This is a genomic window from Pseudomonas sp. IT-P218, assembly GCF_949767605.1.
In the GTDB taxonomy this organism is placed as follows: domain Bacteria; phylum Pseudomonadota; class Gammaproteobacteria; order Pseudomonadales; family Pseudomonadaceae; genus Aquipseudomonas; species Aquipseudomonas putida_AE.
The window spans coordinates 852,634-874,286 of record NZ_CATKQQ010000011.1; the positions used below are offsets into that span (position 1 = coordinate 852,634).

Annotated in this window: 25 protein-coding genes; 14 read left to right on the forward strand and 11 right to left on the reverse strand. The window is 60.9% G+C overall.

What is annotated here, in order from left to right; translation table 11 throughout:
• Positions 1–119 precede the first annotated feature (119 nt).
• On the reverse strand, positions 120–713 hold the full coding sequence (locus ACM6I6_RS10745; protein WP_274073537.1) for a nitroreductase family protein: 594 nt from the start codon (positions 711–713) through the stop codon (positions 120–122).
• A 164-nt stretch (positions 714–877) separates the two neighbouring features.
• Here ACM6I6_RS10745 and ACM6I6_RS10750 point away from each other — a divergent pair, with 164 nt between their 5' ends.
• Together ACM6I6_RS10750 and ACM6I6_RS10755 are read left to right on the forward strand one after the other, a co-directional pair.
• Positions 878–1,327, forward strand: a complete 450-nt coding sequence (locus ACM6I6_RS10750; RefSeq protein ID WP_020797823.1) for a YcgN family cysteine cluster protein — start codon at positions 878–880, stop codon at positions 1,325–1,327.
• A 37-nt stretch (positions 1,328–1,364) separates the two neighbouring features.
• Positions 1,365–2,594, forward strand: coding sequence for a hypothetical protein (locus ACM6I6_RS10755; protein ID WP_414919869.1), 1,230 nt, complete (start codon positions 1,365–1,367; stop codon positions 2,592–2,594).
• A 130-nt stretch (positions 2,595–2,724) separates the two neighbouring features.
• Here the strand turns inward: ACM6I6_RS10755 and ACM6I6_RS10760 are convergent, their stop codons facing one another.
• From ACM6I6_RS10760 to ACM6I6_RS10775, 4 genes are all read right to left on the reverse strand, one after another.
• A complete protein-coding gene (locus ACM6I6_RS10760) occupies positions 2,725–3,102 on the reverse strand; it encodes a DUF2892 domain-containing protein (protein WP_406592014.1) in 378 nt (125 codons plus the stop codon).
• A gap of 80 nt (positions 3,103–3,182) precedes the next feature.
• On the reverse strand, positions 3,183–3,653 hold the full coding sequence (locus ACM6I6_RS10765; RefSeq protein ID WP_046816778.1) for an RNA methyltransferase: 471 nt from the start codon (positions 3,651–3,653) through the stop codon (positions 3,183–3,185).
• Positions 3,654–3,845: 192 nt separating this feature from the next.
• Positions 3,846–4,217, reverse strand: coding sequence for a YajD family HNH nuclease (locus tag ACM6I6_RS10770; RefSeq protein ID WP_007944009.1), 372 nt, complete (start codon positions 4,215–4,217; stop codon positions 3,846–3,848).
• A 49-nt stretch (positions 4,218–4,266) separates the two neighbouring features.
• Positions 4,267–4,953: a spermidine synthase gene (locus ACM6I6_RS10775; RefSeq protein WP_414919870.1), complete on the reverse strand. Its 687-nt coding sequence runs from the start codon at positions 4,951–4,953 to the stop codon at positions 4,267–4,269.
• Positions 4,954–5,048: 95 nt separating this feature from the next.
• On the opposite strand from ACM6I6_RS10775, the gene ACM6I6_RS10780 reads away from it, so the two are divergent.
• Positions 5,049–5,339 carry a hypothetical protein gene (locus tag ACM6I6_RS10780; protein WP_274073540.1) on the forward strand — a complete coding sequence of 97 codons (291 nt, stop codon included), beginning with the start codon at positions 5,049–5,051 and terminating at the stop codon, positions 5,337–5,339.
• On the opposite strand, the gene ACM6I6_RS10785 is transcribed toward ACM6I6_RS10780, so the two are convergent.
• Together ACM6I6_RS10785 and ACM6I6_RS10790 are read right to left on the reverse strand one after the other, a co-directional pair.
• Positions 5,336–5,809, reverse strand: coding sequence for a cyclic nucleotide-binding domain-containing protein (locus tag ACM6I6_RS10785; protein ID WP_414919871.1), 474 nt, complete (start codon positions 5,807–5,809; stop codon positions 5,336–5,338). The genes ACM6I6_RS10780 and ACM6I6_RS10785 overlap by 4 nt on opposite strands.
• Positions 5,810–6,011: 202 nt before the next feature.
• Positions 6,012–8,066, reverse strand: coding sequence for a S9 family peptidase (locus ACM6I6_RS10790; protein WP_414919872.1), 2,055 nt, complete (start codon positions 8,064–8,066; stop codon positions 6,012–6,014).
• A gap of 180 nt (positions 8,067–8,246) precedes the next feature.
• Between ACM6I6_RS10790 and ACM6I6_RS10795 the strand changes: the two genes are divergently transcribed.
• The 3 genes from ACM6I6_RS10795 to ACM6I6_RS10805 are packed head-to-tail and all read left to right on the forward strand — an operon-like array spanning position 8,247 to position 10,108.
• The gene (locus ACM6I6_RS10795) at positions 8,247–8,744 is read left to right on the forward strand and encodes an MFS transporter (protein ID WP_274073544.1); all 498 of its coding nucleotides are present in this window, start codon (positions 8,247–8,249) and stop codon (positions 8,742–8,744) included.
• Between the two features lie 32 nt (positions 8,745–8,776).
• Positions 8,777–9,553 (forward strand): class II glutamine amidotransferase, encoded by a 777-nt coding sequence (locus ACM6I6_RS10800; RefSeq protein ID WP_274073545.1) that lies wholly within the window; start codon positions 8,777–8,779, stop codon positions 9,551–9,553.
• 12 nt (positions 9,554–9,565) lie between these two features.
• Positions 9,566–10,108 carry a DUF2937 family protein gene (locus tag ACM6I6_RS10805; protein ID WP_130906676.1) on the forward strand — a complete coding sequence of 181 codons (543 nt, stop codon included), beginning with the start codon at positions 9,566–9,568 and terminating at the stop codon, positions 10,106–10,108.
• 76 nt (positions 10,109–10,184) lie between these two features.
• Here the strand turns inward: ACM6I6_RS10805 and ACM6I6_RS10810 are convergent, their stop codons facing one another.
• Entirely contained in the window at positions 10,185–11,099 is a 915-nt protein-coding gene (locus tag ACM6I6_RS10810; protein WP_274073546.1) for a LysR family transcriptional regulator, read from the reverse strand.
• 147 nt (positions 11,100–11,246) lie between these two features.
• Here ACM6I6_RS10810 and ACM6I6_RS10815 point away from each other — a divergent pair, with 147 nt between their 5' ends.
• From ACM6I6_RS10815 to ACM6I6_RS10830, 4 genes are all read left to right on the forward strand, one after another.
• Positions 11,247–12,533 carry an MFS transporter gene (locus ACM6I6_RS10815; protein ID WP_274073547.1) on the forward strand — a complete coding sequence of 429 codons (1,287 nt, stop codon included), beginning with the start codon at positions 11,247–11,249 and terminating at the stop codon, positions 12,531–12,533.
• A gap of 73 nt (positions 12,534–12,606) precedes the next feature.
• Entirely contained in the window at positions 12,607–13,359 is a 753-nt protein-coding gene (locus ACM6I6_RS10820) for a 5-oxoprolinase subunit PxpA (RefSeq protein ID WP_323606761.1), read from the forward strand.
• Positions 13,356–14,060, forward strand: coding sequence for a 5-oxoprolinase subunit B family protein (locus ACM6I6_RS10825; RefSeq protein WP_414919873.1), 705 nt, complete (start codon positions 13,356–13,358; stop codon positions 14,058–14,060). Before ACM6I6_RS10820 ends, ACM6I6_RS10825 begins: the two co-directional genes overlap by 4 nt.
• Positions 14,057–14,980 carry a biotin-dependent carboxyltransferase family protein gene (locus ACM6I6_RS10830; protein WP_414919874.1) on the forward strand — a complete coding sequence of 308 codons (924 nt, stop codon included), beginning with the start codon at positions 14,057–14,059 and terminating at the stop codon, positions 14,978–14,980. Before ACM6I6_RS10825 ends, ACM6I6_RS10830 begins: the two co-directional genes overlap by 4 nt.
• An 87-nt stretch (positions 14,981–15,067) precedes the next feature.
• On the opposite strand, the gene ACM6I6_RS10835 is transcribed toward ACM6I6_RS10830, so the two are convergent.
• Positions 15,068–16,246: a vWA domain-containing protein gene (locus ACM6I6_RS10835; RefSeq protein ID WP_046816791.1), complete on the reverse strand. Its 1,179-nt coding sequence runs from the start codon at positions 16,244–16,246 to the stop codon at positions 15,068–15,070.
• A gap of 12 nt (positions 16,247–16,258) precedes the next feature.
• A complete protein-coding gene (locus tag ACM6I6_RS10840; RefSeq protein WP_008055443.1) occupies positions 16,259–17,104 on the reverse strand; it encodes an AAA family ATPase in 846 nt (281 codons plus the stop codon).
• A gap of 231 nt (positions 17,105–17,335) precedes the next feature.
• Here ACM6I6_RS10840 and ACM6I6_RS10845 point away from each other — a divergent pair, with 231 nt between their 5' ends.
• A complete protein-coding gene (locus ACM6I6_RS10845) occupies positions 17,336–17,566 on the forward strand; it encodes a DUF4160 domain-containing protein (protein WP_323606764.1) in 231 nt (76 codons plus the stop codon).
• A complete protein-coding gene (locus tag ACM6I6_RS10850) occupies positions 17,554–18,054 on the forward strand; it encodes a DUF2442 domain-containing protein (RefSeq protein ID WP_323606765.1) in 501 nt (166 codons plus the stop codon). The genes ACM6I6_RS10845 and ACM6I6_RS10850 overlap by 13 nt, the downstream gene beginning before the upstream one ends.
• On the opposite strand, the gene ACM6I6_RS10855 is transcribed toward ACM6I6_RS10850, so the two are convergent.
• The gene (locus ACM6I6_RS10855; RefSeq protein WP_274073552.1) at positions 18,051–19,127 is read right to left on the reverse strand and encodes a DUF748 domain-containing protein; all 1,077 of its coding nucleotides are present in this window, start codon (positions 19,125–19,127) and stop codon (positions 18,051–18,053) included. The genes ACM6I6_RS10850 and ACM6I6_RS10855 overlap by 4 nt on opposite strands.
• Positions 19,128–19,256: 129 nt before the next feature.
• Between ACM6I6_RS10855 and cysK the strand changes: the two genes are divergently transcribed.
• A complete protein-coding gene (gene cysK / locus ACM6I6_RS10860; RefSeq protein WP_323628775.1) occupies positions 19,257–20,231 on the forward strand; it encodes a cysteine synthase A in 975 nt (324 codons plus the stop codon).
• Between the two features lie 228 nt (positions 20,232–20,459).
• On the forward strand, positions 20,460–21,398 hold the full coding sequence (locus tag ACM6I6_RS10865) for an aspartyl/asparaginyl beta-hydroxylase domain-containing protein (RefSeq protein ID WP_414919875.1): 939 nt from the start codon (positions 20,460–20,462) through the stop codon (positions 21,396–21,398).
• The last annotated feature ends 255 nt before the right edge of the window (positions 21,399–21,653 follow it).

Below are 21,653 nucleotides of genomic sequence, written 5' to 3' on the forward strand. Positions count from 1 at the left end.
CGCTAAACCTGTAGGAGCCGAGCTTGCTCGCGAAGAGGCCATCACATTCAACATCATCGTTGACTGTGACACCGCTATCGCGAGCAAGCTCGGCTCCTACAGTAGATATGCGTTGTGGCTCAGAGGGTGAAGTCGCCTTCAGCAGCCAGTTCGCTCAACGGACGCCGCGGGCTCGGCTCTTCACGCGCCTGCAGGTAATCCGCCAGCGTCGCTTTATCCCCCAATTTGCCCACTGCCACGGCCGCGTGCAGGGCGTAGCCTTCGGGAATGTTCAGCTCCTTGCGGGTCAGTTCCTGATCGAAACCGGCCATGCCGTGGGTGTGCCAGCCGCTGATGCTGGCTTGCAGCGCCAGGTGGCCCCAGGCGGAACCGGTGTCGAAGGTGTGCCACAGCGCCGGGGTCTCTTCGCTGGCGCCAGGCGCGGTGAAGGTGGTTTTCGAGATCACGATCACCAGTGCCGAGGCGTGTTGCGCCCAGCTGCGGTTGAATTCATTCAGCAGGCCCAGGTAACGCTCCCAGTTCGGCGTATCGCGACGCGCATAGAGAAACCGCCAAGGCTGCGAGTTGTACGCCGACGGTGCCCAGCGCGCGGCTTCGAAGAAGCTAAGCAGGGTTTCTTCAGGAATGCTTTCGCCGGTGAAGGCGCGGGGCGACCAGCGATCGGTGAACTGAGGGTGAATGACATAATCGGCAACGCGTGGGTTGGCACTCATCAAGAGATTCCTTGCTACGTTTGAAAGTGGGAGCGACGCAAAACCCTACTTGGCGGCGCGATAACTGACAAGCGTGTTCTACCGGCAGTCGCCAATGCTTGGCCCGCGGGGCTGCGGGCACTAGACTGGCGGCCTTTTCACCACCTGATGTCGATGCTCGAACCATGGCCGCCAAAGTAGAACCGTTCTGGATACGCAAAACCCTCGATCAACTTGATCAGCAGGAATGGGAATCGCTGTGCGACGGCTGTGGCCTGTGCTGCCTGCAAAAGCTCGAGGACGAAGACGACAACAGCGTCTATTACACGCGCATCGCCTGCAAACTGCTGGACCTGAAAACCTGCCAGTGCAGCGATTACCCCAACCGTCGCGCCTCGGTGCCGGATTGCATCCAGCTCACACCGGGCAAGGCCGACGAGTTCAAATGGCTGCCACCGACCTGTGGCTATCGCCTGGTCAGCGAGGGCAAGGACCTGCCGCTGTGGCATCACCTGGTGTGCGGTGATCGCGACGCGGTGCACCACGAACGTATTTCCCAGTCCGGGCGCATGCTCGCCGAAGGCAGCGTGGCGGAAGAGGATTGGGAAGACCATCTGATTTTCCGCGCAGGTTAAAGCGCAGCGCAGGTCAAGGTTTCACGAAGGAGTGTGTATGACTGTGGGATGGCGGCGGGCGCTGGTCGTTGGGTTGTGCGCCCTGAGCGCGCCTGTGTGGGCGGCGAAGAAAGTCGATCTGGATTACCACGTGCGCCTGTTGCCGCAAAGCGACCAGGCTGAAGTACGCCTGACCCTGGCCCAGGGCGCGGCGGTCCGCAGCCTGGATTTCGACCTCGGCGACGGCAGCCACTACAGCGATTTCAAGGCCGACGGCCAATGGCAGCTGACCGAGGGCAAGCCGGCCCGCGGCGTGTGGCGCCCGGCGGCCGAAAAGGCCAGCCTGACCTGGCGGGTAAAGATCAGTCACGGGCGCAAGAGCGGCAGCTTCGACACCCGCATGACCCCGACCTGGGCACTGATGCGCGGTGACGATCTGGTGCCGCCGGCCAGGCTCGATCAACAGGACGGCATCGAGCTGGTTTCACGCCTTGAATTCGAGTTGCCCACTGGCTGGCAAAGCGTCGAAACCGCCTGGCCGCGCATCGGCAAGAACAAGTTCCGCATCGATAACGTTTCCCGGCTGTTCGATCGGCCCACAGGCTGGATGCTTGCCGGGCACCTCGGCAGCCGTCGCACCCGCTTGGGCGAAACCGAAGTCACCGTCGCTTCACCGCGTGGCCAGGGCATGCGGCGCATGGATGTGCTGACGCTGCTGACGTTTGTCTGGCCCCAGGTACAGGCGGTGTTTCCTCGTCACCCGACCAAGTTGCTGATTGTCGGCGCCAACGATCCGATGTGGCGCGGCAGCCTGTCGGCGCACGAATCGATCTACCTGAATAGCCGCCTGCCGCTGGTCAGCGAAAGCGGGACCAGCCCGGTTGTGCGCGAGTTGGCCCAGGTGTTCGGGCGAATCAACGATCAGCAGCGCAGCGACTGGATCAGTGAAGGTTTTGCCGAATACTACGCCATCGAACTGGTGCGCCGGGCCGGTGGCATGAGTGATGAGCGGTATGAGGGCTTGCACGGGAAGCTGGTCAAGGACAGCCAGAAAGTCACCAGCTTGCGGGGCGAGCAGATCAATGCTGCGCAGGTGGCCAAGGCGGTGTTGTTGCTACAGGAGCTGGATCGCGAGATTCGCTTGCAGACGCGCAACAAGCGTTCGCTGGATGATGTGCTGCGCGGGGCGATGCATCTGGGGAGCATTGATACCAAGGAATTCGTACAGCTCAGTGAGAGCGTGCTTGGTGAGTCTTCCAAGGTCCTGGATACCGGGTTGCTTCAGTAACACCGCCATCGCCAGCAGGCTGGCTCCCACAGTGATCTTCGCTGTTCACACAATCTGTGCAACAAAGAAGATCCCCTGTGGGAGCCAGCCTGCTGGCGATGAGGCCATAAGCCTTAGCGCAAATTCCCGATCAAACCCCGGTTTTAGGCGACTTCAAGGAATCGTTGCCGGTGACGGTCGCGGTGTTGGTCGCTGCCTCGGCATTGGCTTTCAGCCGGTTCAACTCTTCGCCCGCGCGCTGAATCTTCGCCCGCACGTTGTTCATGTCCTGGCGGCTTTTTTCCAGCAGGCTTTTCGCCGAGCTGTGGCCGGTGATGCCGCGGGCCAGGGCCACGCCGCCGATGGCCACCTGAATCAGGCCGAACAGGCCGCCACGACGCAAGCCCTTGCCGACCATGACCACGCCGCCCGCCAATGAACCGATGCGTTCCCAGCCATGGACATTCTGCTCGGAAGAGGTCTGGAACGGGGTGGATTCGATGCGCTCTACGCGTTTGAGTTCGCTCATGATCTGACTCCAGGCTTGAGTAGTGGATAGATAAGCTGACTGCCGGAGCAGGCCACTTGTTCCATCGGATGTGCGGCGATTCAGCGGAATTTCGGCCCCGAGCGGGTGTTGAGGCCCTTGGCCATGCGGTCGTAGAGCACGACGTTGACCGTGGCAGCGAGGTTCATGCAGCCGGTGGTCGGGATGTAGACCACGTCTTCGCACCAGTCACGGATCTCTTTATCCAGCGAGCCGTCTTCCGGGCCGAAGATGTAGAGCGCGCGGTCCGGGTGGGTGTACTCCGGCAACGGGCGGGCGCCGTCGACCAGTTCCACGGCAACGGGAACACAGTTGAGGGGCAGGATTTTCTTCAGGTCGTCGATGCCGATCAGCGGGATGTCGTAGTGGACGCGCTTGGTATCGGTGACGAAGTCGGCGGCGCGTTCGTAACGCTTGCCGGTGTAGAACACCGACGCCACGCCGTAACAGCCAGCGGCGCGCATCACCGAACCGACGTTCTCCGGTGATTTGGGGTTATACAAACCAATGCAGCTGTACCGTTTGTCTGCCACGAGCGAAGCGCCTTTCAGGAAAAAGCGAGATTATACGGGGATTGAGGAGCTGCGGTCAGATCGGAGATTGACGGTGCAGGCGCGGCCGCCATCGCCAGCAGGCTGGCTCCCACAGGGGATTTTCAGTGCACCAGAGATCCAGTGTGGGAGCCAGCCTGCTGGCGATGAGGCCGGATCAGGCAATGAAGAGATTCAGTCTTCTTTTTTCATTAACCCCGCCAACGCCGCAAACGGGTTGTGCGTCGCCTTGGCGATTTTCGGCGTGCTCAGCGAGCCCTCGCCGAAATACTGCTGGTCGGTATAACGCGAGTGTTCGTTATCGTGGCAGTACAGGCACAACAATTCCCAGTTCGAACCGTCCTGGGGGTTGTTATCGTGGTTGTGGTCGCGGTGGTGCACGGTCAGTTCGCTCAGGCGCTTGCCGGAGAACTCACGGGCGCAGCGGCCGCACACGTGCGGGTACATCTTCAGGGCCTTGTCGCGGTAGCCCATTTCCTTGTCGCGCTGGTTGTCGGCCAGGATGCGGTCCAGCTTCGAGGTGTTGGTCGGGGTGGACGAACTCATGGGTTCACCTTTGTTGAATGACTAATGACGGTATAACACGCAGTTTAGCTCAGCCCTTGAGCTTCTCGGCAATCCAGATGGTGTGGCGGGTGCCCTTGTTGCCGTGGGCGAAGACCTGCACTTCCTCGGCCTTGAAACCGGCTTTCTTCAGTTTGTCGGAAAACTGCCGGTCGGCGCTGGCCGACCAGACCGCCAGCACGCCTTTTGGTCGCAGGGCCTTGGCGCAGGCGCTCAGGCCGCCGGCGGAGTAGAGCCAGCTGTTGGCTCTCTGCGTCAGGCCTTCGGGGCCGTTGTCGACGTCGAGCATGATCGCGTCGAAACCTTGCGGCTCTGCCTGCAGGACCTTGGCCACGTCTTCCATGCGGATCACCGTGCGCGGGTCTTGCAGTGGGTTACCGGCCTTCTCCCCCAGTGGTCCGCGGTTCCACTCCACGACGCCGGGCACCAGTTCGGCGACCACCACTTCAGCGCTCTTGCCCAGGTGCTTGAGCGCCGAGGCGAGGGTGAAGCCCATGCCCAGGCCACCGATCAACACCCGCGAATTCGGTCTTCCTGCGACCTTGCGGCAGGGGATCTCGGCCAAGGCATCCTCAGAGCCGTGCATGCGCGTATTCATCAATTGTCCGCCGTCACCACCCTGGATCTTGATGACGAAATCCTCGCCGTACTCGAACAGGCACAGGGCACCGCCGTTCTCGGGAATAGGGGCGGTATCGAGCAGAACAAAACGTTTCATGGGGCTCACTTGAGGAAAAATGGCAGCACAGGGGAAGGCAAACCGGCGCAGTTGGGAGTAGCCTGCAATCGACCACAAGGCCAACGGAGCCATTGATGAAGCGCACCATTCTAACGGCCATTGCCCTGACCGCGCTCTCGATAACTGCAGTGCAGGCGCAGCAGTTGCAGACCATGCCGATCAGTCCCGCGCCAATGCCCGGTTCGCCGGGCACCGCAACGCCCACGCCGTATCCGCAGATCAGCCCGGCACCCCTGCCGAAAGTAGGCCCGGGCAGTGGCGGGCCACCCTTGGTGCCGATCGAGATGCCAAGCCCGCCGACCAAGGACCAGCCGGTGCCGGGGATCGAGCAGAACCCGCCGAAGGTCAAGTCGCCCGGCGGTTAGACCTGCTGCGACAGCAGTTGCCCATCGGCCATGCGCAAGCGTTTGGAGAGCGAGACGGCGAGGGCGCGGATGATCTTGGCGGCGATTTTCGGTGCCTCGTTGAGCATCTTTTCCAGCGAATCCTTGCCCAGGTTGAGTAACTGGCAGTTGCTCGCCGCCACGCAACTGGCCGAACGGTGTTCGCCGTCGAGTACGGCCATTTCGCCGAACGAGCGACCGCTGCGCAGGGTCGCGATGGTCACCTGCTGGCCGTCGCTGGTGGTCTTCTGCACCGCCACCTGGCCGGTATGGATGATGCACATGAAGCTGCCGGCATCGCCCTCGTGGAAGATTTCTTCGCCCTGGACAATGGTGCTCAGGCTGAAGTAGCCCGAAGCCGCGGCGAATTCCGCCGGCAGCAGTTGGTTGAACAGGCCGCAGTCCATCAGCCAGTTGCGGATTTCGTTGTTCAATAAGGTGGGTTCTGACATGTCGTGCGATCTTTTTTGTCTGCTTCTATTCCGGATTTGATCTCACCGCTGATCCCTGTGTAGGAGCTGCCGCAGGCTGCGATCTTTTGATCTTGATTTTTTAAGATCAAAAGATCGCAGCCTGCGGCAGCTCCTACAGGGGATCAGTGTTGTATCGGCCACCGATGTCCGGGATTAAGACCGGTTCGTCGCGCCAAGTTCCTCAGGCAACACCCAATACCTTGAACAAAAATGCATATTCGAGCGCTACGTCACGCAATCCCTGATAGCGACCGCTCATCCCGCCATGCCCCGCGCCCAGTTCGGTCTTGAGCAGCAGCGGGTTGTCGTCGGTCTTGGTGGCGCGTAATTTCGCCACCCATTTGGCCGCTTCCCAATACTGCACACGGCTGTCGTTGTAGCCGGCGATCACCAGGGTCGGCGGATAAGCCTGGGCGCTGACGTTTTCGTACGGCGCGTAGGCCTTGATCCGATCGTGCACGTCCGGCTCTTCAGGGTTGCCCCACTCGTCGTATTCGGTGACGGTCAATGGCAGCTCCGGGTCGAGCATGGTGTTGAGCACATCGACGAACGGTACCTCGGCTATCGCGGCGCCAAACAGCTCCGGTCGCTGGTTAAGCACCGCCCCGATCAACAGGCCGCCGGCACTGCCGCCGCTGATCGCCAGTTGTGGCGCGGTGGTCAGGCCATTGGCGATCAGGTGTTCGGCGCAGGCGATGAAGTCGCTGAAGGTGTTCTGCTTGTGCTCCTGCTTGCCGGCGCGATACCAGGCTTCGCCCAGTTCACCGCCGCCGCGCACGTGAGCGATGGCGAACGCCATGCCGCGATCGAGCAGGCTCAGGCGCGCGTGGGAGAACCACGGGTCGAGGCTTTCGCCATAGGCGCCATAGCCATACAGGTAAAGCGGAACCGGCTTGCCGAGTGCTTCGCGCTTGACCACCAGGCTGATCGGCACTTGCGTGCCATCGGGCGCCGTGGCCCACAGGCGCTGGCTGACGTAGGCGTCGGCGTCGAACGGGCCCAGCACCGGGGTTTGCTTGAGCACCTGCTGCGCACCGCTGACCAGTTCCAGTTGGCGGATCTGCGCCGGACGGTTCAACGCTTCGTAGCGCAGGCGAATCCGCTCGCTGACGAATTCCAGGCTGTTCTGCACGTGCAGGCTGTAGGCCGCGTCCGGCAGTTGCACCCGATAGCTCGGCAGGTCCTGGGGGTGAACTTCGATCACCGGCAAGCCGCCGACCCGCAGGCTCAGGGTCATGGCCCCGGCGTTCAGGCTCATGCCATCGATCATCACCGTGTCGCTGTGAGGGATCAGGTTCTGCCAGTCGGCTTCGGTCGGCGCCACGCCGCTGTCGACGGCGGTGTACAGGGCAAAATTGATGCCGTCGCGATTGGTGCGGATGAACCAGGTCCATTGGCCGTCGAGCGCGCCGTGGTCAAGGTCATACTCATGGTTTTCCTGGCGCGGCGCGACGCAGGTAAAGGGCCGTTGCGGGTGATTGGCATCCAGCACCCAGACTTCGCTGGTGGTCTTGCTGCCCACCGACAGCAGCAATTGCTGTTCGGAGCTCGATCGGTAGCAGTGCATGAAGAAGCGGCCGTCGGTTTCATGGAACACTTCTTCGGCCGCCGTGCCGTCCAGGCGATAGCGCAACAGCTTGTGCGGGCGATGGGTGTCGTCCAGCTCGCCGAAAAACAGGGTCAGGCTGTCATTGGCCCAGGTCATGCTGCCGTCGCAGTCCTGGAACTCCAGCTCACTGACGCGACCGTCGGACAATTCCTTCACGAACAGCGTATAGATCTCGTCGCCCGTGGAATCGATGCTGTAGGCCAGGCGCTGGTGATCGGGGCTGATGCTGAACGCGCCGAGGGAAAAGAAGCCGCCTTGGGCCAGTTCATTCGGGTCCAGCAGCAGTTGCTCCCGGCTTTCATCAAGGACCAGGCTGTCGTCGGCCGGACGCGGGCAGCGGTAGTGACGGGCGTATTCGTCACCGGCCGTGGTGCGCGTGTAATACAGGTAGGGTCCCCACGGCGAGGGCAGGGACAGGTCGGTTTCGAGAATCCGGCCCTTGATCTCCTCGAACAGGGTTTCGCGCAACCCGGCCTGATCGGCGGTTTGCGCCTCCTGATAACTGTTTTCAGCCTTGAGGTAGTCGAGCACCGCTGCGCTGTCGCGCTCCTGCAGCCAGGCGTACGGGTCGGATCCTTCGGCCTTGCGGGCAATCGGGGCGTCGGAAACGTTGGCGGATAGGGGCATGAAGGTCTCTCGAACAAGATACTGAATAGGGGGGGCGCAACCTGTAGGAGCTGCCGCAGGCTGCGATCTTTTGATCTTGTTTTTTCAAGATCAAAAGATCGCAGCCTGCGGCAGCTCCTACATGAAGGAGCCTGATGGACGAAAAGCCGTTATCATAAGCGCCTCTTTGCCTGCCTTGCCATGGACACCATGACCGAGAACGACTATCTGATCGCTTGGGGCCTCTACGCCTTTGCCGCTTTGGGCTGCCTGTTGGTGTGGATGCGCATCACCCGCTGGATGTGGCGCTGGCTGCGCGAACCCCTGCGTTTACTGGTGGCGGTGCTGCTGTTCAGCCCGACCATCATCGACCCGGTGAAGGAAAAAGTGGCCCCGGCCCTTGCCATCACGGCCCTTGACCTGTTGTTCAAGGTCGGCAACAACGCATGGCGGGCGATTTCCGACCTGTTCATGTACGGCATGATCGCTTTTGGCATCTACCTGGTGTTCGCCGGGGCGCGTTTTATCCTCGAACGTGGCGCCAGGGCCCGCAAGGAACAGGCAGCCGCCGCCCAGGCCGCTCTTCGTGCCGACGAACCGGAAGAGGATCACCCCTTCGGCGGTGCCGGCGATGATCGTTACGGTCGTCCGCCTGTGCCGGGCAATCCCCAGCGGATGCGCGTCGAACCCCGTCTGTAACCGTGCCCCTGCCATGAAGCGAGAGTCCAAGCATGTGTGAGTTATTGGGCATGAGCGCCAATGTCCCGACCGATATCGTGTTCAGCTTCACCGGGCTGATGCAGCGTGGTGGGCGTACCGGGCCGCACCGTGACGGTTGGGGCATCGCTTTTTACGAAGGCCGGGGTTTGCGCCTGTTCCAGGACCCGGCGGCGAGCTGCGAGTCGGAAGTGGCGAACCTGGTGCAGCGCTACCCGATCAAGAGCGAAGTGGTGATCGGGCATATCCGCCAGGCCAACGTCGGCAAGGTCTGCCTGTCCAACACCCATCCCTTCGTGCGCGAGTTGTGGGGGCGCAACTGGTGCTTCGCCCATAATGGCCAGTTGGCGGATTTTCAACCCACGACCAGCTTCTATCGCCCGGTTGGTGATACCGACAGCGAAGCGGCGTTCTGTGACTTGCTCAACCGCGTGCGGGCAGCGTTTCCGGAGCCGGTGGAGGTCGAGGAACTGCTGCCGGACCTGGTCGCCGCCTGCGCCGAATACCGCAGCAAGGGTGTTTTCAACTGCCTGCTCAGCGATGGCGACTGGCTGTTCTGCTATTGCTCGACCAAGCTGGCGCAGATCACCCGTCGTGCCCCGTTCGGCCCGGCGCGCCTGAAGGACGTCGATGTGATCGTCGACTTCCAGGCCGAAACCACGCCCAACGATGTGGTCACGGTGATTGCTACCGAGCCTTTGACCGAAAATGAAACCTGGACCCGCTACGAGCCAGGCCAATGGAGCCTGTGGCGACGCGGCGAATGCGTCAGCCAGGGCAGGACCGAATAAGGATCATCCCCCATGTTGCTCAGTTATCTACGGCTGGTGTTGTTTGCGGCGGGCCTGTTGATCGGTGTCCAGGTGCCGGGGTTCATCAATGATTACGCCAAGCGGGTCGAAGCCCACCTGATCGAAGCGCAGGCCGGGTTGAGCGGGTTCCAGAACACCGCCAATCAATTCTTCAAGGGCGACATGCAGGCCCTGGTCGCCCACTATCGCGCCAGTGAAGACCCGATCTTTCGCAGCGACGCCGACAGCCTGGGCAACCTGCTGAGCCGCCAGGTGGCGTTGGACAAGCAATTCCAGGCGATGCAAGGGCCGTGGTACATCCGCTTCCTGCAAGTGGTGCTGGCCGCTGATCCGGATATTCGCAAGGAAACCTGGAATGGCTACAGCTACCAGATCCTGCTGACCCCGGAGGCGATGATCTGGGGCATGAGCGGGGCGTTGCTGCTGTCGTTCGGGATCGAGTGCCTGTTCCGCCTGATCGATTGGGTGGTGTTGGGCGGCAAGCGTCTTCGCCAGAGCCGGCCGATAGAAGAGCGGGATTTGCGCGGTCTGTAGGAGCTGGCTTGCCAGCGAATCAAGTGATGCGGTGTGTCAGGCATTGCGCCTTCGCTGGCAAGCCAGCTCCTACAGGTCAACGTTGCAAAACGATGTAATTCTCCCCCACCCGGCGCGCATAGCCCTCCAGCACCTGCTGACACAACGCCACAATCTCCTCGACCCATTCCACGCCCACCCGCCACGACACCACCACTTGCAGGTCCGGTGGTCGCTGGTCGATGTCCAGCAAGGTCAATTCACCCCGCGCCAGTTCCTCGGCCACCAGCACCGGTGGCAATGCGCCGATGCCAAAACCGTCGCGCAGCAGGCGGGTGATCGCCGAGACCGAGTTCACGCAGTTCAGCCGAGGTGCGATGACGCCGTTGGCCTGCATCAGCGCGAGCACTTCCTGATGGGGATGGGAGTTTTTCGAGTAGGTAATGATCCGCTCATTGGCCAGGTCGGCGATGCCTGAATAGTCGCGGTTGTAGAGTGAATTGCTGGCGACGATCCAGCCCATGGGGTGGCTGGCCAGTTCCAGGCTGCGCACGCTTTCCTGGCGCAGCAGGTCGGTTTGCAGGATCACATCGAGAAAGCCTTTTTGCAGTTGATCGCAGAGGTTGAGCGAGGTATCGGCCACCAGTTCGATTTCCACCAGCGGGTAGTGATCGGTCATCTGCGCCACCAACGGGCTCAGCCAGGTGTGGATCACCGTGTCCATCACGCCGATGCGCACGCGACCGGCCTTGCAGGAGCGGGTCTCGATCGACTGTTTGAGCGCTTGCATGGTGTCCATCATCTGCTCGGCGTATTCGAGCACTTTCAAGCCTTCCGGCGTCAGGCTCACGCCCCGTGAGTCGCGCAGGAACAGCTTCACCCCAAGCTCGCCTTCGAGCACGGCGATGCGGCTGGAAATCGACGCCTGGGTGGTGAAGAGCTTGTCGGCGGTGAGGCGGAAACTCTTGAGCCGGGCGACCCAGACGAAGGTCTCGAGAAACTTCAGGTTCATGTGATCAAGTTTTTCTTATGGCTAGGGCAGGTTTTTATTAGTTGGACGCAGAGCGCTGGCGCGTCCAAAAATCGACACATCCGGTTCCCACGATAGGCGTCGTCGGGGCTCAGAACAATACCAATAAAATCAGCGCGGAGATTTGCCATGAGTGCGCCCGACACCACCGCCATTCCGAAAGCCACGGCTCGCCCGGGACCTTTCGACTGGTATCGCAACATCAATCAGCAGGAACGCCGCACCTTCTGGAGCTGCAAGATCGGCTATGGCCTCGATGGCATGGACACCCAGATGCTCAGCTTCGTGGTGCCAACGCTGATCGCCATGTGGGGCATCACCACCGGCCAGGCCGGGCTGATTCACACCAGCACGCTGATCGCCTCGGCCATCGGTGGCTGGGTGGCGGGGATTCTCTCCGACCGTATCGGTCGGGTGCGCACCTTGCAACTGACGGTACTGTGGTTTGCCTTCTTCACCTTCCTCTGCGGTTTCGCCCAAAACTACGAACAACTGCTGATTGCACGGACCCTGATGGGCTTTGGTTTCGGCGGCGAGTGGACCGCCGGTGCGGTGCTGATCGGCGAAGTCATTCGTGCCCAGGACCGCGGCAAGGCCGTTGGCATGGTGCAATCGGGCTGGGCGCTGGGTTGGGGCCTGACCGCGATCCTGTACGCGCTGCTGTTCTCGATCATGCCGCCGGAAGACGCCTGGCGCGCGCTGTTCATCCTCGGCATCGTGCCGGCGATTTTCGTGATCTTCGTCCGCCGCCTGGTCAAGGACCCGGAAATCTACCGCGAAGCCAAAGCCAAACAGGAACCCAGCAACCCGTCGAAGTTCTACGAGATCTTCGCGCCCGGCATGCTCTTCACCACGATTCGCGCTTCGTTGCTGACCACCGGTGCATTAGGCGGCTACTACGCCATCACCTCCTGGCTGCCGACCTTCCTGAAAAACGAACGCGGTCTGAGCGTACTCGGCACCGGCGGATATCTGGCGATGGTGATCGTCGGTTCCTACGTCGGTTATGTCATCAGCGCCTATCTGACCGACATCCTCGGCCGCAAAAAGAACTTCATCCTGTTCGCCGTCGGCTCGTTCACCATTGTGCTGCTGTACACGCAAATGCCGGTGAGCAATGGTGTGATGCTGTGGCTGGGCTTTCCGCTGGGCTTTTTTGCCTCGGGTATCTTCAGTGGCATGGGCGCCTTCCTGACCGAGTTGTTCCCGACGCGCATTCGGGGTTCGGGCCAGGGCTTCTGCTACAACATCGGCCGCGCGCTGGCGGCGTTGTTCCCGCTGCTGATTGGCCTGCTCAGCCAGACGGTGCCGCTGAGCGTCGGCATCGGTGCCTTTGCGGCGGTGTCCTACGGCGTGGTGATCCTCGCGGCCCTGAGCTTGCCGGAAACCCGTGGCAAGCAACTCGACGCCCAGTAACTGGTAATCTGCGGGCGTGTCATACGGATATGTCCCACAGCTAAAAAGAATAAAGCCTACAGGAGTGTTCAGCGTGAGCCGCCTGCTATTGAACTGCGACATTGGCGAAAGCTTTGGCAACTGGACCATGGGTCTGGACGCCGAAGTCATGCCCTTCATCGATTGCGCCAACATCGCCTGCGGTTTCCATGCCGGCGACCCGAGCATCATGCGCAAGACCGTCAGCCTGGCCCTCAGCCACGGCGTGCAGATCGGGGCCCACCCGGCCTATCAGGATCTGGTCGGTTTCGGCCGCCGCTCCATGGCCTATGCCACCCAGGAACTGCAGGACATCCTGCATTACCAGATCGGCGCCCTCGACGGCATCTGCCGGGCTCAGGGCGGTCGGGTCAGCTACGTCAAGCCCCACGGCGCCATGTACAACGACATGATGGCCAACCCGGCTCAGCTGCGCGCCGTCCTGCAAGCAGTGGCGTCCTATGACCGCAGCCTGCCGTTGATGCTGATGGCCACCCGCGACAACAGCGCCGCGCAGCAGTTGGGCGAGGAGTACGGCGTGACCCTGTGGTTCGAAGCCTTCGCCGACCGCGCCTACGACAGCGCCGGCATGCTGGTGTCGCGGCAACTGCCGGGGGCGGTGCATCACGAACCGGAGAAAATCATCGAGCAGGCGTTGATCATTGCCCGTGGCGATCACCTCACCGCCAGTGACGGCAGCGCCCTGCACCTGCAGGCCAATACCCTCTGCGTGCACGGCGACAACGCCAGCTCGGTGGCCGCCGTGCGGCGCATTCGTGAAGCTTTGAACCAGCAGGGCGCGTCATGAAACTGCGGGTAGAAGTGGTCGCGCTCGATTGCCTGATGGTGCGTCTGTTCGATGAGATCGCCGAAGCCAACATGCCGTGGATGCTCGCCGCCAGCGAAAGCCTGCGGGCAGCGTTCGGTGACCGGCTGATCGATCTGGTGCCGTCCTACACAACCTTGATGGTGCATTACGACCTGACTGCGCTGAATCCGGTGCAGGCCCGGGAATTGATCGCCGAGGCGTTGATCGACTTGTCCCCCAACGCGCGTACTCGCGGCAAATGCCATGTGCTGCCGGTGTGGTACGACTTGAGTGTCGGTCCGGAATTGAGCCTGTTGTCGCAACGCAGTGGGCTGGCGGTGGAAGAGGTGATCCGCCGTCACAGCGGGCGTGAATACCAGGTGTTCGCCCTGGGCTTCGCCCCGGGGTTCGCCTTCATGGGCCTGGTGGAAGAAGTACTCGCCGCACCGCGCCTGAATACACCGCGCAAGAAAGTCGCTGCGGGCAGTGTCGGCATCGCCGAACGGCAGACGGCCGCCTATCCAGTGGTATCGCCGGGCGGCTGGAACCTGATCGGTCGCACGCCGGCCAAATTGTTTGACCGCAACCGAGACGGCTACAGCCTGATGCAACCGGGCGACACCGTGCGCTTCGAAGCGGTCGGCCGTGCCGAGTTCATCAATTTGGGCGGTGACGACACGCCACTGGAGGCCCAGGCATGAGCCGTCTGACGATTGAAGCGAGTACGCCGCTGTGCCTGTTGCAGGACGCTGGTCGTTTTGGCGTGCGGCACCTGGGCGTGACCCAGGGTGGCGCGGCTGATTGGCGTTCAATGTCCTGGGCCAATTGGTTGCTGGGTAACGGGCTGGATGCGCCGGTGATCGAAATCACCCTCGGCGGGTTCACCGTAGTGGCCGAGGACGAATGCGTGCTGGCGCTGGCCGGGGCCGATCTTGGCGCGAAGGTGGACGGTGAAGCCTTGGCACCGTGGCGCAGCTTCAGGCTTCAAAAGGGCCAGCGTCTGCAATTCACCCAGCCATTGCTCGGCGCCCGGGCCTATCTGGCCGCACCGGGTGGCTTCGATGCGCCGAAGGTGTTGGGCAGCAGCGCTACGGTGGTTCGTGAGGAACTGGGCGGACTGGATGGCATGGGGCGTGCGCTGGGCAAAGGCGCGTGCTTGAGCTATTCGGGTAACTCAGTGATGTTGCTGCGAGAGTTGACCGCAGACCAGCGGCCGGACCTGAACCTCAAGGCCCCGTTGGACCTGGTGCTCGGTGCGCAGATCGGTGAATTCAGCGGGCAGAGCCTGTTCGATGCGTTCAACAGCACTTGGAGCCTGGACAGCCGTGCCGATCGCATGGGCATTCGTTTGTTGGGCACAGCTTTGCAGTACCAGGGAAAACCGATGATCTCCGAAGGTATTCCGCTGGGCGCGGTGCAGGTGCCGCCGGACGGGCAGCCGATTGTGCTGCTCAATGATCGGCAGACCATTGGCGGTTATCCGCGGCTGGGGGCGTTGACGCCGTTGGCGTTGGCGCGGCTGGCGCAGTGTCTGCCGGGGGCGCAGGTGCGGTTGAAGCCGGTGGTGCAGGATGTCGCCCATCGCGAGCAGGTCGAGTATTTGCACCGTTTTACTGTTTGAAGATCAAAAGATCGCAGCCTGCGGCAGCTCCTACACCGATCTCTGTAGGAGCTGCCGCAGGCTGCGATCTTTTAGACCGTCACCCGATCATTTGGACAGGAACCGCATCCCTTCCTCCAACCCCCGCAGGGTCAACGGATACATCTGGTCCTCGATCAAATCCCGCACGATATTGGTCGACGAGGTATAACCCCAGGTGTCCTTCGGATACGGATTGATCCAGATGAGCTTCTTGTACTTCTCCTTGAACCGCTGCATCCACACATAACCGGCTTCTTCGTTCCAGTGCTCGACGCTGCCACCCGGCTGGGTGATTTCGTAGGGCGCCATGGCGGCGTCACCGATGAAGATCACTTTGTAGTCGGCGCCGTACTTGTGCAGCAGGTCCATGGTCGAGGTGCGTTCGGAAGTGCGACGCATGTTGTTCTTCCACACCGACTCATAGATGAAGTTGTGGAAGTAGAAGTACTCCAGATGCTTGAATTCGGTCTTGCAGGCCGAGAACAGCTCTTCGCAGATCTTCACGTGGGCGTCCATCGAGCCGCCGATGTCGAACAGCAGCAACAGCTTCACCGTATTGCGCCGCTCCGGTCGCATCTGGATGTTCAGCAAGCCGGCATCCTTGGCGGTGTGGTCGATGGTGCCATCGATGTCCAGCTCTTCCGCCGCGCCCTGGCGGGCAAATTTGCGCAAGCGGCGCAGGGCGACCTTGATGTTGCGCGTGCCCAACTCGACTGAATCGTCGAGGTTCTTGTACTCGCGCTGGTCCCAGACTTTCACGGCCTTGCCCTGGCGCTTGCCGGCATCGCCGACCCGAATGCCTTCCGGGTTGAAACCGCCGGAACCGAACGGGCTGGTACCACCGGTGCCGATCCACTTGTTGCCGCCGGCATGGCGTTCCTTCTGTTCTTCCAGGCGTTTCTTGAATTCTTCGATCAACTTGTCGAGGCCGCCAAGGGACTGGATCGCTGCCCGTTCTTCATCGGTCAGCGAGCGCTCGAACTCCTTGCGCAACCAGTCTTCCGGAATCAGGGCCTGGAGGTGATCGTCGAGCTTTTCCAGGCCATTGAAGTAGGCCCCGAAGGCCCGGTCGAACTTGTCGAAATGCTTTTCGTCCTTCACCAGGATCGCCCGGGACAGGTAATAGAACTCGTCCATATCGGCGAAGGTCACGCGCTGTTTCAGCGCGTTGATCAGGTCCAGCAGCTCGCGCACCGAGACCGGCACCTTGGCTGCGCGCATTTCATTGAACAGGTTGAGCAGCATGGCATCAGCCTCTTATCGACTGCCGCGACGGCTCATGAACGCCAGACGCTCCAGCAGTTGCACGTCCTGTTCGTTCTTCACCAAAGCGCCGGCCAGCGGCGGGATGGCCTTGGTCGGATCGCGTTCGCGCAGCACCGCTTCGCCGATGTTGTCGGCCATCAGCAACTTCAGCCAGTCCACCAGTTCTGAAGTCGATGGTTTTTTCTTCAGGCCCGGCACCTTGCGCACGTCGAAGAACACATCCAGCGCTTCGCTGACCAGGTCTTTCTTGATGTCCGGGTAATGCACGTCGACGATCCGCTGCATCGTCGTGCGATCCGGGAACGCGATGTAGTGGAAGAAGCAGCGGCGCAGGAAGGCGTCCGGCAGCTCTTTCTCGTTGTTGGAGGTAATGATGATGATCGGGCGCTTCTTGGCCTTGATGGTCTCGTCGATCTCGTAGACGTAGAACTCCATCTTGTCGAGTTCTTGCAGCAGGTCGTTGGGGAACTCGATGTCGGCCTTGTCGATTTCGTCGATCAGCAGGATGACCCGCTCTTCGGATTCGAAGGCTTCCCAGAGCTTGCCCTTTTTCAGGTAGTTGCGAACGTCGTGGACCTTTTCCGTGCCGAGCTGCGAATCGCGCAGGCGGCTGACCGCGTCGTACTCATAGAGGCCCTGGTGAGCCTTGGTGGTGGACTTGATGTGCCAGGTGATCAGCTTGGCGCCAAAGGAGTCGGCCAGTTGTTCGGCGAGCATGGTCTTGCCGGTGCCAGGTTCGCCCTTGACCAGCAGCGGCCGCTCCAGGGTGATGGCGGCGTTGACCGCCAGCTTCAGGTCATCGGTGGCGACGTAGGCCTGGGTGCCTTCGAACTTCATCTGCTAATCCTCGAACGGTAACGCCGGCCTGAGCGAGGCAGGGCGCAGGGGTGCAATGAAAGGTGCAATAAAAGGTGCAATAAAATGGTCAGCCCCGACTATAACGCGGTGTCCGGTCGGCTGTGAACGCAGACGGCTTATTCAGTCTCTGAATGGAGCGTCACATCTTGACTCAGTCTCGGCGGCTGGCCAGTATTGAGATATCGCCATTTTGGCGATAGCTTGCCGGGCATGTCTACTAAATACCGATTTCGAGATACGTATCGCATTCCGCTGCGAGAGAAGGATCACCCGCCGCCCCACGTTCACCTGACCGGTGGCGGGCTGGATGTCATGCTGAGCCTGGAAACCGTCGAAGTGATGGCAGGCAAGGCACCGCCGTTGATTATCAAGGAAGCGCTCGGGTGGATCAGAGCCCATCAGGCGCAATTGCTGGAGGATTGGAAACGATGTTACCCATGAAGCGACCACGACTATCAGCAGTGGAAGTACTGCCGGATTATCGCCTGGCGCTGACGTTCATCGACGGTCAACAACTGACCCTGGACCTGAGTCGCGACCTGCAGGTTTTTGCCGGCCTGCAGCCTTTGCGTGGCAGTGCGTTCGAGGGGGCCATGCTGGGTGACGATGGCTGGTGCGTGGAGTGGCCTGAGCTGGACATCCAGATCGGTGCCGACACCCTGTACCTGGATGCGCTGGCGCAAAACGCGTCGGACGAAAATACCCGGATTTTCATCGACTGGCGCGCTCGAACCGGATTGCCGCTGAATCAGGCCGCCGAGGCGTTGGGCGTCAGCGCCCGCAGCATCAGTCGCTACAGCAGTGGCCGAGAGGCGGTACCGCGGTCACTGGCCCTGGCCTGCCTGGGATGGGATTTCCTGCAACAGCAAGCCAATCCGCTACGGGCAGCCGAAGACACCGGGCGTTACACTGTCACGCGTAAAAATTAATCGGCCTCCGGCTTGGGTCGTTCATAGCGCGCATTGAATGCCTGGATGAAACCATTGCGTAAAATCTGCAAAAACGCCTGGAACGCGCTGATATCTTTTTGATGGACGTTGCCGCTGAGCTCGACCCGGGTGGCAAACTGGTTCTTGCCCTGGTTTTTCAGCACGGTTTCCGAGCCGCCGACGATAGCCTCCCAGATGGAACGAAAGATCCCCTTGTCCTTGTTTTCCACATCCTGTTGCCAGTTGAACACGTCGACATCCCGCAGCAGCGGTTTGATATAGCCAGTCAGTTTGGCTTTATTCGCCTTGGCTTCGATGACCACGTCGCCATGGCCGGCATTGAAATCGAACTTGCCGTAGGCCGAAGCGAAGTCATTCATGCGTTTGAGCTCAATGTTCCGGGCCCGCATGCGAAATTCGAAATCTTCGAAGTTGCTCAGGGGGTCGAAGGTGGCCGTGGTTTCCAGGGGCGCGTGACCCAGCAGTAGCGCCTTGCCTTCGAAGCGGGCGTCGCGTTTGCCTTTGGCATCGACCACGTTAGTCAGGTTGTAGATGCTCAGGTCGACCTTGGTGGCATTCATGTTCACCGGTGGCTTGGAATTGAAGTTGCGAAAGCTGATCTTGCCATCGTCGATCCGCACTTCATCCAGGGTGATCGGCAGCAATTTCCCCAGTTGGGCACGCCAGTCGGTGCCTTCGCCGGTTTGCGAGTTCTGTTTGTTGGCCCCGCCGTCGACAAAGTTGACCTCGGGCCTGAGGAACGTCACTTGGGCGACCACTGCGTGGTCGTACCACAGCGAATGCCAACTGACCGAGAGATCGATCAGCGGCGCATTGACGAAGGGCACAGGCACCTTGCCCTCGACCTTGACGATTTTCAGGCCGTTGATCTTGTAGGCACCGCGCCACAGGGCCAGGTCCACGTCGGTGATCTGGCCACGGTAATCGCCCATGTTCGCCAACCGGTCATTCAGGTAGTCGCGCACCAGGTAGGGCAGGGCGAAGTGCAGGGCAATCAGCAACACAAGGAGGCCGGCGAAGCTCCACAACGGCCAGCGGTATCGACGTTTCATGGTGGTAATTCTCTGACGTTCTAAAGCCATTGACTGCGGTTACATCCGGACGTTCGACCTGACTGGACGCCCAGGGGCAAGAGGCTTACCTTGATGCCCTATTTCAATGCTGTCGTTAAGGACCCAGCCATGAGCCGTATCTACGCTGACAATGCCCATTCCATCGGCAACACGCCGTTGGTGCAGATCAACCGTATCGCGCCGCGTGGCGTTACCATCCTGGCCAAGATAGAGGGGCGCAACCCCGGTTACTCGGTCAAGTGCCGGATTGGCGCCAACATGATCTGGGACGCCGAAAGCACAGGCAGGCTCAAGCCGGGCATGACCATCGTCGAACCGACGTCCGGCAATACCGGCATCGGCCTGGCCTTCGTTGCCGCCGCCCGTGGCTACAAATTGATGCTGACCATGCCGGCATCCATGAGCATCGAGCGCCGCAAGGTACTCAAGGCGCTGGGGGCGGAACTGGTGCTGACCGAGCCGGCCAAGGGCATGAAAGGCGCGATCGAGAAGGCCGGGGAAATAGTCGCCAGTGATCCGGCGCGCTATTTCATGCCGGCGCAGTTCGACAACCCGGCCAACCCCGCCATCCACGAAAAAACCACCGGGCCCGAGATCTGGAACGATACCGACGGCGCGGTGGATGTCCTGGTGGCCGGTGTCGGAACCGGCGGAACCATTACCGGCGTTTCACGGTATATCAAGAATACCCAGGGCAAACCGATCGTCTCGGTGGCGGTGGAGCCAGCGGTATCACCGGTGATTTCCCAGGCATTGGCCGGTGAAGAAATCAAGCCGAGCCCGCACAAGATCCAGGGCATCGGTGCCGGTTTCGTGCCGAAAAACCTCGACCTGTCGATCGTCGACCGGGTGGAGCTGGTCACCGACGAGGAGTCCAAGGCCATGGCGCTGCGCTTGATGCAGGAAGAAGGCATCCTGTGCGGCATCTCCTGCGGCGCCGCGATGGCCGTGGCGGTACGCCTGGCCGAGACCCCGGAGATGCAGGGCAAGACCATTGTGGTGATCCTTCCGGATTCCGGTGAACGTTATTTGTCGAGCATGCTGTTCAGCGATCTGTTTACCGAGCAGGAGAACCAGCAGTAACGGGTAGGGAAGGCTGGATGATGGAGAAGGGGAGTCCCCTTCTCCATCAGGTGTCCTGACGCGGATCAGCAAGCGTTCAGGCACCTTGTGTTAAGACATGCTTTGTTGCGCATTCCTTAACACTGTATGTCGGGTTACACGGGTTTTTCCCGCGATTGGTAATGTTTATCATGCCAACGGCCGCGTCGAGGAATGGCGTTGCGTAGATTATCGATCAAGGAGTTGTAAATGAGCGTTTCGGTTGCCGCGAAAGCGTCGTTGTTGCTGCTGTTTCTGGGCAGTACCCTCTATGTACATTTGCGTGGCAAGGCGCGCTTGCCGGTCTTGCGTCAGTTCGTCAACCATTCGGCCCTGTTTGCCCCCTATAACGCCTTGATGTATCTGTTCTCCGGCGTGCCTTCAAAACCCTACCTGGACCGCAGCAGGTTTCCCGAGCTGGATATGCTCAAGGACAATTGGCAAGTTATCCGCGAAGAAGCGCTGCACCTGTTCGATGAGGGGTACATCCGCGCCGCGGAAAAAAACAACGATGCCGGCTTCGGTTCGTTTTTCAAGAAGGGCTGGAAGCGCTTCTACCTCAAGTGGTACGACCAACCCTTGCCCTCGGCCGAGTTGCTGTGCCCGCAGACCGTAGCGCTGGTCAGCGCGATTCCCAACGTCAAGGGGGCCATGTTTGCCCTGCTGCCGGGGGGCAGTCATCTCAATCCGCACCGCGATCCATTTGCCGGCTCTTTGCGCTACCACCTGGGGCTGTCGACGCCCAACAGCGACGCTTGTCGCATCTTTGTCGACGGTCAGGCCTACGCCTGGCGTGATGGTGAAGACGTGATGTTCGACGAAACCTATGTGCACTGGGTCAAGAACGAAACCGACAAGACCCGGGTCATTCTGTTTTGCGACATCGAGCGGCCGCTCAGTAACCGCTTGATCACCGGCATCAACCGCTGGATCAGCCGCCTGCTGGGGCGGGCCACCGCGCCGCAGAACCTTGCGGATGAACGGGTGGGCGGGATCAACCAGGCCTATGCCTGGAGCAAGCAGTTCAGCGACAGGTTCAGCGGGCTGGTCAAGCAGTGGAAACGCCGTCACCCCAAGGCGTATCGGGCAATGCGGCCGATCTTGGCGATTGGCGTGCTGGGGTTACTGGGCCATTGGCTGATAGGTTGAGCACCCGATGGCCAAAGGCCGGGAAAAAAGATCGCCACCAGGCGATCTTTTTTTTTATTTTTGGGAGCTAAGCTATATTACGAATGTCGCCTGTTAATGCCGTTCAGGGCGTCGGGGGAGTCTAAACAGAGCCGGTCGTAGAGCTGGCGAGCGCTGGTTGAATGTTCAAACCCTTATCCAAAATCCTTGCGACAGCAGAGTTTCCTTGGCAGTAACGCCATTGGGGGGCCGATCCTCGCAACCTTACTGAAAAAG